10 protein-coding genes are annotated in these 13262 nt (G+C 41.9%); 2 read left to right on the top strand and 8 right to left on the bottom strand.

Annotated elements, in window-relative coordinates:
- Positions 1-5: 5 nt before the first annotated feature.
- The 5 genes from hisD to D8S85_RS20180 all read right to left on the bottom strand — a co-directional run bounded on the left by hisD (position 6) and on the right by D8S85_RS20180 (position 7045).
- On the bottom strand, positions 6-1292 hold the full coding sequence (gene hisD, locus D8S85_RS20200; RefSeq protein WP_106624096.1) for a histidinol dehydrogenase: 1287 nt from the start codon (positions 1290-1292) through the stop codon (positions 6-8).
- 85 nt (positions 1293-1377) lie between these two features.
- Positions 1378-2235 (bottom strand): ATP phosphoribosyltransferase, encoded by an 858-nt coding sequence (gene hisG / locus D8S85_RS20195; protein ID WP_106624095.1) that lies wholly within the window; start codon positions 2233-2235, stop codon positions 1378-1380.
- A 255-nt stretch (positions 2236-2490) separates the two neighbouring features.
- Positions 2491-3798 (bottom strand): ATP-binding protein, encoded by a 1308-nt coding sequence (locus tag D8S85_RS20190; RefSeq protein WP_106624094.1) that lies wholly within the window; start codon positions 3796-3798, stop codon positions 2491-2493.
- Positions 3799-4064: 266 nt separating this feature from the next.
- The gene (locus D8S85_RS20185; protein ID WP_106624093.1) at positions 4065-4874 is read right to left on the bottom strand and encodes a hypothetical protein; all 810 of its coding nucleotides are present in this window, start codon (positions 4872-4874) and stop codon (positions 4065-4067) included.
- Positions 4875-5152: 278 nt separating this feature from the next.
- Positions 5153-7045, bottom strand: coding sequence for a PCMD domain-containing protein (locus tag D8S85_RS20180; protein WP_106624092.1), 1893 nt, complete (start codon positions 7043-7045; stop codon positions 5153-5155).
- Between the two features lie 238 nt (positions 7046-7283).
- On the opposite strand from D8S85_RS20180, the gene D8S85_RS20175 reads away from it, so the two are divergent.
- Entirely contained in the window at positions 7284-8183 is a 900-nt protein-coding gene (locus tag D8S85_RS20175; RefSeq protein ID WP_106624091.1) for an RluA family pseudouridine synthase, read from the top strand.
- Between the two features lie 64 nt (positions 8184-8247).
- Here D8S85_RS20175 and D8S85_RS20170 read toward each other — a convergent pair whose 3' ends face one another.
- The gene (locus tag D8S85_RS20170; protein ID WP_106624090.1) at positions 8248-10257 is read right to left on the bottom strand and encodes a urocanate hydratase; all 2010 of its coding nucleotides are present in this window, start codon (positions 10255-10257) and stop codon (positions 8248-8250) included.
- Positions 10258-10431: 174 nt separating this feature from the next.
- Here D8S85_RS20170 and D8S85_RS20165 point away from each other — a divergent pair, with 174 nt between their 5' ends.
- The gene (locus D8S85_RS20165) at positions 10432-11433 is read left to right on the top strand and encodes a Smr/MutS family protein (RefSeq protein WP_106625192.1); all 1002 of its coding nucleotides are present in this window, start codon (positions 10432-10434) and stop codon (positions 11431-11433) included.
- Here the strand turns inward: D8S85_RS20165 and D8S85_RS20160 are convergent, their stop codons facing one another.
- Entirely contained in the window at positions 11434-12045 is a 612-nt protein-coding gene (locus D8S85_RS20160) for a hypothetical protein (protein WP_172726547.1), read from the bottom strand.
- 79 nt (positions 12046-12124) lie between these two features.
- The gene (gene trxB, locus D8S85_RS20155) at positions 12125-13084 is read right to left on the bottom strand and encodes a thioredoxin-disulfide reductase (protein WP_127075633.1); all 960 of its coding nucleotides are present in this window, start codon (positions 13082-13084) and stop codon (positions 12125-12127) included.
- Positions 13085-13262 lie beyond the last annotated feature (178 nt).

The raw sequence follows: 13262 nt of genomic DNA, 5'->3' as shown, positions 1-13262 counted from the left end.
AAATTCTAAATTTTAAATTCTAAATTCCTAACCCTTACCGCATTCCCGTGTGCCTCCAACTTTTCATTATCCGCCATTATTTCGATTGTTTTTCCCAAATAAGCCAATCCCTCCGGCATAATTTCTTGGAAAGTAACCTTTTTCATAAAGGCATCCATGTTCACCCCGCTATACGCACGGGCATACCCGTTCGTGGGTAAAGTGTGATTCGTCCCCGATGCGTAATCCCCCGCACTCTCCGGAGAATAGTGTCCCAAGAACACGGAACCCGCGTTCCGGATTTCCGGTACCCAATCCAAATAATCTTTCACGCACAGCATCAAATGCTCCGGGGCATAACAATTCACCAACTCCACGCATTCTTCCCGAGAACGCAAAACGATATATTTAGAATTTCTTAGAGCCACCTCGGCAATTGCCTTTCGTGGAATTTGATCCAACTGCTTGTCCAACTCCTCTTCCACCCGATCGATCAATGACTCATTGCAAGTCACCAGAAATACCTGACTATCCGGTCCGTGTTCCGCCTGCGACAACAAATCAGCTGCCACGAATGTAGGCCGTGCCGATTCATCCGCCACCACCATTAATTCCGAAGGCCCGGCAGGCATATCGATCGCCACACCATAGCGTCCGACCCATTGTTTGGCCGCCATCACGAAACGATTGCCCGGTCCAAAAATCTTATCCACCCGTCCCACACTTTCCGTTCCTAATGCCAATGCTGCAATAGCTTGAATTCCCCCCACTTTAAAAACACGGGTCACGCCACACAACCGGGCTGTCCACAAAATAGCCGGATTCACCCGTCCATCCCGTCCCGGCGGCGTGCAAATCACAATTTCCCGACATCCGGCCAACTTTGCCGGAATTGCCAACATCAATACGGTTGAAAACAAGGGGGCACTCCCACCCGGCACATACAATCCCACCCGGTCTATTGCCCGGCCTTCCTGCCAACACCGGAATCCCCTTTCGTTCACGTATTCACACTTTCCGGGAATCTGCACCTTGTGGAATTCCTCGATATTCCCTTTGGCTACCCGTATCGCCTTCTTCAATTCAGCATCCACCACACTCTCTGCTTCCTGGAACTCCTCTTCCGTCACCTCAAGCCGCTCTAACTTCACCCGATCAAAATACCACGTGTATTTTCTCAACGCCTCATCCCCATCCCTTCTCACCTCATCAAACACCGCCTTACACACTTTGTCCAAATCTTCCCCACCATTTTCCGGACGCTCCAATATTTGCATCCACTCTTCCTTTCCTGGATATAATATCTTTTTCATAACTATAAATTTAATCTATTCATAAAACTTGTAACCCGCCAAGCAATCGCCCGGACAACTGGAATTTAACATCTAAAATTTGAAATCACTCTATCATTTTCTCTATAGGCACTACTAGAATCCCTTCTGCCCCCGCCGCTTTTAATGCACCGATTGACTCCCAAAATTTATTTTCGTTCACCACCGAATGCAGAGAATACCATCCTTTCATCTCCAACGGCATAATAGTCGGACTTTTCACTCCCGGAAGTATATTACAAATCTCCTGCAACTTCTCTTCGGGAGCATTCAACAAGATGTACTTATTGCACTTGGCAGCTAACACCGCCTTCATTCTGAATACCAATTGTTCCACCAATCGTAGCCTCTCCTCATCCAGCTTCGGATTAGCAACCAAAACAGCCGTAGACTTAAACAAGGTGTAGACTTCCGTCAGCCCGTTCTTAAAAAGCGTACTACCGGAACTCACGATATCACAAATCGCATCGGCTAACCCGATACCGGGAGCAATCTCCACCGACCCCGTGATCACGTGCGTTTCCGCTTGAATTCTATTTTGCTTCAGAAAATCATTCAACGTGTTAGGATAAGAAGTAGCAATCCGTTTTCCCTGCAACCAATCCAACCCGGTAAATTCTTCTGATTTAGGAATAGCAATAGAAACCCGACAACCCGAAAAGCCCAAATCCAGCAAATTCAAGACATTTGCCCGTTTCTCGATCACCGTGTTCTCCCCGATAATCGCCACGTCAACAATTCCATCCTCCACGTAATGAGGTATATCAGAATTTCGTAAATACAACACCTCCAATGGGAAATTAGAGGCTTGTGCCATCAATTGATCTTTCCCGTTATTAATACAAATCCCACACTCTTTCAACAATTCGAGTGAGTCTTCATTCAATCGACCTGATTTTTGAATCGCGACTTTCAATTTTTCCATTTCTATCTGATTTTATCGTCGCTCTGAATCCGGGAAGGCATTTATGGTATCGAAAAAAACAAAACGAGCCCGCCTGAATTCAGGCGAGCTCGTTTATACTTTTTTATTTCAAATTACAGCACAACAGCATCATCTCACCTGAATACAGTGATGGCAATGATGATGCATATAATGTAACGTACTATTCATATTTTGTCTTTTTCGTGCTGCAAATGTATAAAAGGAAATTGATTATCCCAATATTTTGTACAATTTTTACTCCTGAAATAACAACCATTTCCAAACAGGTAAAATTTTTATAGTCTTACCTTCCTCAGTTATTTCTCCCTCTTCATTATTCGTGAGAATTATCAACGAATCACATCCCGTTACTCTTGACGCCTCTACGATCCCATCTATTTCTCTCTTTCGTGTTTCTTTATCTCTCATATCCCAAGTTACTTGTATCAAATGAACGATTTGATCATTTTGCTGAACGACAAAATCACATTCCTTCGTACCTTGAAAATATAAAATCTTATCGCAAGGCTTAAGAACACGCCTCAAGGCCAAAAATACCGTATTTTCAAGTAATTTTCCATCATCATCGCTTTGAGGTAACAACACAGCATTACGAATACCATTATCGATACAATAATATTTCGGGAGCGAACTATTTTCTTTAATCATCGAGCGATCATACTTAGGAACACGAAAAAACAAGAATATAGAGCAACAATGCTCTGCCAACTCGTAAAGTTTATCCTTTCCAACTTTCAGTCCTTGAGATTTCAAGTCATTAAAAATAGAATTAATGGAAGTTGGCTTGGACAAATTAGCCATCACTCGTTTCAAAAAATAGCGAACAACTTCAGGATTATTCAATTGATAATGCTCTATGAGATCCCGAAAAAGCATCGTGTTGAAATATCCTTGTAATTTTCGATCCTTCATCGATTTCTCCGGAATAAGTACAACTTCAGGAAATGCACTAGAGTGATTAAACTCCATGAACGCATTCTTTAATCTGATCCGATCTATTTCCGTAAAACCATTGGTCTTAATGTTTTTAAAACGACAAAATTCATTAAAAGACAATGGAAACTCTTCATATTCCAAAGGCCATCCTCGAAGAGCCGAGGACAATTCCCGTGACAACATCTGGGCATTACTACCAGAAACATATATATTCTTGCAGTAACTTTTATAAATACGCAGTATAAATAGTTCCCACTTATCTACAAGTTGGATTTCGTCGAAAAACATATATACGTCTTTGATCGGAATATCGGGATACATCTCCATATATCCGGTTATAATATCATCCAATTCTTCCGTGGTCAAATCATAAAGACGCTCATCATCAAAACCGATCCATAAAATTTGCTCTTTCTTAATCCCTCTTTCAACAAGAGAATTAATAACAAGCATCATTAATGACGACTTACCACAACGCCGTACCCCCGGAATTGTAATAATTTGCTCACTATCCAATGGTAACTCTATATCTCGCTTAATAACATTAAACGGAATCTCACTCTGCTTAGTCGCAATTAGCGCCTGGATTATTTCTTTCCTTTTCATAAGGACAAATTTATTAAAAACTTTCCTTTTTACAAGGAAACAAATGAATAACTTCAAAGAAAGCGTATTAGAAAACAAAACGAGCCCGCCTAAATTCTAGCGAACTCGTTTATACTTTTTTTATTTCAAATTACAGCACAACAGCATCATCTCACCTGAATACAGTGATGGCAATGATGATGCATATGATGTAATGTACTATTCATATTTTATCTTTTTCGTGCTGCAAATGTAAATGAGATTCTTTATCTATCCAAATAAAATTCTTATTTTTCCAGTTTAAGACTAACCTCGAATTTAGTCGTTTTAGCCCAAACATCAGGCAGTTGCTCTGAAATAGTTTGAATCAAAGAAACCATCATATCGTTTCCTGAATCACTATCTGAATCGCTATCTGAATCGCTAGGAATCAATTTAACCAAAACAGGTAATAATGTCATTACTTGATCAAAGAAAGCTTTATCAAGAGTAATTGTAAGTTTATCCAAATTTTCTGAAAGCACATAACTTACAGCAATACCCTCTTTAGAAACCTTTGTTACAAAACTCATGAGTTTTTGTAAATCTTCAGTTTCTAATTGTGTAGACATTGAAGTCATATTATCAATATTAATATCTGCTTCTTTCAAAATATTTTCTACATTTAAATAAAGTTGAAGCTGATTATCCGATACGACTTTATATTTCAAATATTTTGCTTCTGAAACTTTCCAATTAGGGGTAACAGGTGTATCTGTTTCCTCACCACCTATACCAGCATCTGAATAAGTTGCAACAACTTGTCCATTCTTTTGGAAAGTAATATCTTTTAAAACTTTAACTAAAGCCTTATTTGCCACTTGATCTACAACAGCAACCATGTATTCAGTTCCAACACCCATCAATTTTGTACCTTCTTCTGCTTCCCAATTCAATGCAAACGGACCAGAAACATAAGGGGGAGTTTGAGTATCAAACTCCTGAAGAGCCGTTAGATTCCAAGTACCAACAAGTGCATTGTCGTCATCATCGTCATTATTACAACCTGCAAAAAATGCTACACCTAAAATTAACAATAATAAAAATTTGTTTTTCATACTTCATTAACTATTAATTAAACATTAATTATCCGTCCTCATAAAACAACATGCTCGCAAAAAACATCTTTTTTTTAAGCCATGCAGCCTTATAACAGCAAAAAACGTGCAAATTTATCAAATGTTACAACAAAAACTCATTTTTAACATTTACACGTCATATCTGTTTAATTATCTGACATTTATTAATGAAATATTTTTTACTTTTAGCTATTTAACCATATTCACTTGTTCTAAATTAAACTTATAACGACACGACACATGTTGGTAAACGAACATTAGTAGGTTATTTCCAATGATTTTATCCACAACGCACTGTCGGGAGCCCCGTTGTAGGCATCTCCTTCTTTACTTGGTGTGCAGACTATGGCAATCTTGTACTTTTTATTGGCCGGATCGAACGAACCGTTTCCCGTGGGTTCAAAATTGACCGTTTTTTCGGTAAAGCTATCTTGAGCCCCACTACTGAATGCAGCTTTAAGAATTACTTTCTCGGAGCTGTTGATGTTCGTGCCATCCAAATAATCACCGTAGGAATCGACTTCATACAAGTAAGCAATTAAAGAACACTCGTCAACCTTGCCCGGAACTTTTTCTGCAGTAACTGTTGTAGTGGAACCTTCTGTTTTGACAATCGTGTTGAAGTACGTTGGTCCCGGAGTATATTTATACGTGAATTTAAAAGCCACAGGAGCCGCAGTCCCCCGGTAAGCTTCCCCGAAGTGAGTACTTTTTAAAGGGGCCTTAGTATCTAACTCGAATGTTCCGTTGAACAAAGTTCCGGCAGTAACTTTAGGCAGCACAACCGACATGAAAGCGATATAACCACCGTACGTGTCTCTTGTTATGATTTTCGCTGCATCTTCGTCTTGCGAAACGGGATAAGGTTTTGCTGTTAACGCGTGACCGATCATCATTCCCGATAAAGGGAAAAAATCTGCAGCCATGTTGGAACTGGCCATATTCATCGGTTCTTGATAATCTTTCCCTTGAGGAGTGATCCAACTGTTCATCTTGTAGGTGGATTTGAATTCCGGCATTTTCTCCAAGCGGAGAGTTTTGGTGCTATGATAACGCACGTCTTCGGAAGTAATGTAATATCTTACATCATATTTTTCTCCTTCGATTTTGGAAAAATCAATCGCCTCCCCTTCTTTAAGTATGGATTTGATACCGTCTGAATATCGAACAACGATGGAATCCAACGTAGCACCTTTCGGAAGTTCGATTTTAGGTGTTAGTTTCAGTTGACTGGCAGTAGCTGTTTCCCAGACCTTAAAAACGTAAATAGAAGCTGTTTTTGAATTATCCGGTTGTGCGGCCACGGCATTCCCTTCAATTGTTAAGTTGATTTTTGTGTCAACGCTTTCCGTGATCGTATCGCCCGTGAAAGTAACATGAATAGTCAAAGGACTAGCACCAACCTCGAGATTCAGTTTCATGATATGATCTTCGATGATGGCTCCGCGTGCCGTTAATTTTACTCCTGTTACTCCGGGAATTTCCAAGTCTGAAAGTTCACGATCCTTCGCCGTAAAACCGTACACGTCTCCTCTTTTAACTAAAGAAACCGTATCTAGTTGTATTACTCCTAAATAAACTCCTTGAAAGGAAAAGTTTTCAATTCTCAGCCGGAGTTGGTTCGGGTTTTTATTTGATGGTTTGCTCACGTACACGCGTTGTGTCATCGTTACAGGTTCCACCCCCAGATTGATGGCCATTTCTCCTTTAAACGTTTTGTTGTAGAAACTTTCGGCACTTGTCGGCACTCCTTCAATTTCCGTGATAGCGATATTAATTTCCATGATCTCGTCTTCAACATGGGCATTAGCCAAAACGGCATATCCACTGACATTGTCAGTTACGGAGCCTTTTAATTGGCTGTAGTAAGCGCGACTGAGGGCCTCAAACGTGACATTGGGAACCTCAAATTCGGGGTAACCTGGAACTATGTTGAACAACTTAAAAGAGGTGGTGTTGTCATTTTTCTGAATAACCTGTACGGAAATTCCTTCTGATACAGAAATCCCGTCAATAGTAGCCTTTAAGTTTCCCCCGGAATATTGCCCGACAATCTTGTCTATCGTGGGTGGTTCAGGATCATGCTTATCTCTACAACCTGCCAAAAACACAATACTTAAAGCCAATAACAATAATAATTTGTTTTTCATTCTTCATCGAATATTAATTAGACATCTTTTTATAATCATTAGATAATCAATAAACCTTGGTCACTAATAATTTAGAATAAATCATTAAATATAAGGTATAGCAAAGGGCGGGCCCAAACCACAATAAATAGTTTCTAATTTCGCAACACACCAAAGTATTTAGTGTCCATTTTCACATAAACCCACAAATCACGTCCTTACTTTTATTACCTTTGTTCCCGATTAAACAGATAAACATATGAAACCCCAGAATACATCCCGAGCCAAAGCCCCGCGCTGCCGCAGTTTTGAAGTACAAGATGAAAATACGTTAATGCCCTTTCTGTTACAGGTTTTACATGATCAAAGCAGAACAGCCGTAAAGTCATTCTTGGCCCACAAACTCGTGCAGGTCAACAATCGTGTCACCACACAATTCGACACACCCCTCAAACCCGGGGACACGGTAACCGTCGGGATGAACAAAAGTGCGGCCCCTTTTCACCATCCCATGCTCAATCTCCTGTATGAAGATGAACATTTACTTGTTGTGGAAAAAGCAAGTGGATTGCTTTCCATGGGAACGGAACGGGATAAAACAAAAACAGCCTATTACATCCTGAACAACTACTTGAGAAACAAAGATCCCCGGAATCATATCTTTATCCTACATCGCCTGGATAGAGAAACTTCCGGTATCATGATGTTTGCCAAAAGCAAAAAAGTACAGGAAATTCTACAAAAAAACTGGAACGACATGATCCGCGAACGAAAATATGTCGCTGTCGTCGAAGGATGCCCGCAACCGGAACAAGGACAAGTGAAATCTTATATCAGTGAAAATAAAGCCTTGATCGTACATGCCACCTCCTCGCAAGATGGTAAACTAGCCATCACAAACTACACGACGCTAAAATCAAATCGGCAATTTGCGCTCGTGGAACTGGAATTAGAAACCGGGCGTAAAAACCAAATCAGAGTACACATGCAGGAAATCGGCCATCCCGTTACGGGAGATCCAAAATACGGAGCAACAAAAAATCCCTTGCGCCGCCTAGCCTTACATGCTTTTAAACTTGATTTCATTCATCCCATCACGGGGAAAAACATGAAATTCGAAACACCCATTCCTGCAAAATTCATGACCTTGTTTAAATAAAATAACAGGAGGAGGTATCAAAAGTTTTTATTCCTTTGACACCTCCCCCCATACAATATTTTATTTAAAACAATGACTCTATCAACCGGTCATCGGCAAAATTCGGTAATGTTACCTTCAAATTCGGGTTTGCTTCCATCGCACGCTTGATGGCAAAAACAGCGCCTTCGTTACGAGCCCAACTACGGCGAGAGATTCCGTTATTCACGTCCCAGAACAACATGTTTTTCAAACGTCTATCGCTATCTGCAGAACCATCCAGCATCATTCCAAAACCTCCGTTAATGACTTCTCCCCAACCTACACCACCACCATTGTGGATAGATACCCAAGTCGCACCGCGGAAAGAATCCCCGATCACGTTCTGGATAGCCATGTCGGCCGTGAAACGAGAACCGTCATATATATTTGAAGTCTCACGATAAGGAGAATCCGTACCGGAAACATCATGATGATCACGTCCCAAAATCACGGGAGCAGAAATTTCACCGGCAGCAATAGCCTTGTTGAATGCTTCGGCAATCTTGATACGACCTTCTGCATCAGCATACAAAATCCGCGCCTGAGAACCTACTACCAAATGATTCTCCATAGCAGCCTTGATCCAACGAATATTATCATCCATCTGTTGTTGAATCTCTTTCGGGGAGTGCGTCTTGATTTCCTCTAACACGCGAGCCGCAATTTCATCCGTTTTCGCCAAATCTTTCGGGTCACCACTGGAACATACCCAACGGAACGGGCCGAAACCGTAATCAAAACACATCGGGCCCATGATATCCTGCACGTATGACGGGTATTTGAAATCACCGTTCGGTTTCATGATATCAGCACCCGCACGGGATGACTCCAACAGGAACGCGTTACCGTAATCAAAGAAGTAAGTACCAAAACGAGTCACACACTTGTTGATTGCAGCCACGTGACGACGCAAGGATTCTTGTACTTTTTGCTTGAACAACTCCGGTTCCTCGGCCATCATCCGTTTGGACTCCTCGAAACTCACACCCACGGGATAGTAACCACCGGCCCACGGGTTATGTAATGACGTTTGGTCTGATCCCAGCTCAACAGGTATATCGCCTTCCGCAAAACGTTCCCACACGTCCACCACGTTTCCTTGATAAGCGATAGAAACCGTCTCTTTCTTCTCGCGAGCCACTTTCACTCGCTCCACCAGCTTATCCAAATCATCAATCACCTCGTCAACCCAGCCTTGAGAATGACGGGTATGCGTGGCTTTCGGGTTAATCTCGGCAGTCACACTGATACATCCGGCAATATTCCCGGCTTTCGGTTGCGCTCCCGACATTCCACCTAATCCAGCGGTAATAAACAATTTTCCGGCTAATCCTTCCCCATGTTTGGAAATCTTACGCCCGGCATTCAACACGGTAATCGTAGTACCATGCACAATACCCTGTGGTCCAATATACATGAAAGAACCTGCAGTCATTTGTCCATATTGGGAAACACCCAAAGCATTAAAACGTTCCCAATCATCCGGTTTTGAATAATTCGGGATTACCATACCGTTCGTAACCACTACACGAGGCGCATCCTTATGCGACGGAAACAACCCCATCGGGTGACCGGAATACAACACCAATGTCTGCTCGTCGGTCATTTCCGATAAATATTTCATTGTCAGACGATACTGTGCCCAGTTCTGGAATACCGCACCGTTTCCCCCGTAAGTGATCAACTCGTGAGGATGTTGAGCCACCGCATAATCCAAGTTATTATTTATCATCAACATGATACCTGCCGCTTGCAAGCTCTTGTGAGGATAATCATTGATATTATGGGCATACATCTTGTAATCCGGACGAAAACGATACATATAAATACGCCCGTATTTTTCCAACTCCTCGGCAAATTCAGGAGCTAACACAGCATGGTGTTTCGGGTCGAAATAACGTAAAGCGTTGCGAATCGCCAATTTCTTTTCTTCTTTCGTCAGGATATCTTTCCTTTTAGGGGCATGGTTAATCTCCGGTTCGTAAGCCTTCGGAGCCGGCAATTCTGCCGGAATTCCTTCCCTTATTGATTGTTGAAATTCTTGTAATGTCATTATATTATATTTTATTTCAATTTGTTATCGGGACACACTAGGAATCAACTAATAATCATTAAATTAGTTTTCACCTTTTATCTTTTAGTTTTTAACTCACCAATCGGCTGGCTAAATTAATATTTTCAAATGAAAAAACACTATTTTTGCCTAACAATAAAAACAGAAGACAACATGAATATAAGAATAGGCGACATCGTACGATTTATATCAGACAAGCTAGAGGGTAAAGTTACCGGCATCATTGATAACAACACCGTGAACGTATATTGCGACGAATACGGGTTCGAAATTCCAGCATCCGTGAACAACCTGGTGGTCATTCATTCAGATAGTAACACAACAAAAACGGATTCAGCCACACCCGCATCCGGACAGAAAAACGTAACTATGGAATCGGCCGATACCCTTTATATTGCGTTCGTCCCCGAGAACTTCAACAACTTGACAGGAAGCCGGTTTGATATTTATTTCGTGAACGATACCGCACAAACCAGCCTTTATTCCATCTCGTTTCACGACGGGGAAAAGTACACCGGGATCACGGCAGGCAACTGCAACCCGAACACGACATACCTGATCGGCAATTACTCGCTCAAAGAAATCGATGCGATTAAAGCGATACACGTGCAATCCGTGTTCTACCAAAAAGGCGTTCACGTTCTGAAAAACGCCATCGATACGCAAATTAAGGTTACTCCGGTAAATTTGTGCAAGGCGGGAGCTTACAAACATACCCGCTGGTTCAATGCCACCTCGCTGCTTCGACCGCTGGACAAAGAATCCATTGCCAAAGAGGAAGGGCTGGAAACCATTCCGGAACAATTTTTACAAAAAACACCTCACAAAGCAGAAGATACACCTCACAAGGAAACTCCCAAACAAACCAACAACAATATCATCGAGATTGACTTGCATATAGACAAACTACTCGATGACACGACAGGTATGGGAAACAAGGATATGTTGGACTACCAGATGGACGTGTTCCACAAAACACTGGAACAATACAAACTCCGTCGGGGCCAAAAGATCGTGTTTATACATGGCAAAGGAGACGGGGTATTGAGACAACGCATCCTTTGGGAACTCCAAACCAAGTACAAACGCTTCAACCATCAAGACGCTTCTTTCAAACAATACGGCTATGGAGCCACGATAGTCACGATAAAATAATTAAAGATTAAAGGAATATCCCACGGAACAGACCCAATTTTTCCCGTAAGGAGAACATTCATCCTGTATCACGTCATAATAAAACATCACGGAAATAGAGCCTGTTCCGGTGGGAATAACTCCTCCTCCACCCACCAGCATCGTGGGAACATAACGGAAGCCTATCTTCTTCCCATACGACTTTCCCCAACTTCCCTTTAATTCCGGCTGAATTTGAAGGGCAATATACCGTACCGGATTCACCCGCCCAAACACGTTTACCCCGAGGTAATTCATATCATACTGATTGGAAGAATGGTGATAATTGTAATTAACCCCACCACCTGCCGAGAAAAATTCGTTCCAACAATATCCAACCTGGGGAGAAACATCTACACTAGTATAATCCCCGAAGGACACCCCGCAAGAACCACCTAACGTCCATTTCCCCGCCTTCCGAATCATCGACGTTTTCAAGGGAACACTCTTTTTCACTGGAGCTTTCACCACTTGACGTTTTGCCCCGAATCTATAGATCGTGTCCAATCGAAAACCATTACGATTTTCCTGTGCATCCACCTTCCCGAAAGAAACGATTAGCAACAACAAAACAAAACAGAATTTCATCATCATTCATCATTTTAATGGAAAAAGCTGTTCAAAGATACCTTCAAACAGCTTTTTATTTCAAAAAAGTTCTCTTCAAAATCGCTTATGCCTGCAATTCTCCTATGTAACGCTCCGCATCAATAGCAGCACGACAACCGGTTCCGGCAGCAGCAATTCCCTGACGATAAGTCGGGTCCATCACATCTCCGGCAGCAAACACTCCCGGAACATTTGTTTTACAAGACTTACCCTCGGTAATGATATATCCTTGCTCGTCTACATTGATGTATTTTTTGAACACTTCTGTATTCGGTGTATGTCCGATAGCCAAGAAGAAGCCGTCAATCTTAATTTCCTTGGTAGCCTCTTCCGGGGTTCCCTTCTTGTACACCAAGCGAGCACCCTCTACCCCCATGTCAGATCCCAACAATTCCAACGTATTATGCTCGAACAGAACTTCAATATTTTCAGTTCTGAACACGCGTTCCTGCATAGCCTTAGAAGCTCTCAAATAGTTTTTACGAACGATCAAATATACTTTACGGCACAATCCGGCTAAATAAGTAGCTTCTTCGCAAGCAGTATCACCGCCACCCACAACAGCCACGTCTTTTCCGCGATAGAAAAATCCGTCGCAAGTTGCACAAGCACTAACACCCGCTCCGCGGAACGCCTCCTCTGAAGGCAAACCCAGATACTTGGCCGTCGCTCCCGTTGCAATAATTACAGCATCAGCCTCAATCACCTTCTCCCCATCAATTGTAACCTTATGAGGATGGCCTGAAAAATCAACATCTGTTGCGATTCCGAAACGAATATCCGTTCCAAAACGCTCTGCCTGTTTTCTCATATCTTCCATCATCACCGGACCAGTCACTCCTTCCGGATATCCCGGAAAGTTCTCTACCTCCGTAGTCGTGGTCAACTGACCCCCCATTTGCATTCCCGTGTAAAGCACCGGATTCAAATTAGCTCTCGATGCGTATATTGCTGCCGTATACCCGGCAGGCCCTGATCCTATAATCAAGCATTTAACTTTTTCTATAGCATTTTCTGTTGACATAGACAATTCCTTTTTTTAAATTTACAATACAATTTCACGTCATGGATGGCAAAGTTACCAAAAAAAATGGTTCATCCAATTTTTTTACTCCATATCCCCGATTCTCACCCTCCACCCCCATGAAAAACTGCAATCTAAGCCCCCAACACAAACAATCATCAGATTTTTTCTCAAACTT

Origin of the sequence: Butyricimonas faecalis (genome assembly GCF_003991565.1) — a bacterium.
Classification (GTDB): Bacteria; Bacteroidota; Bacteroidia; order Bacteroidales; family Marinifilaceae; genus Butyricimonas; species Butyricimonas faecalis.
Note: the sequence above shows the minus strand (reverse complement) of the source record. Positions and strands in the feature narration are given on the sequence as shown.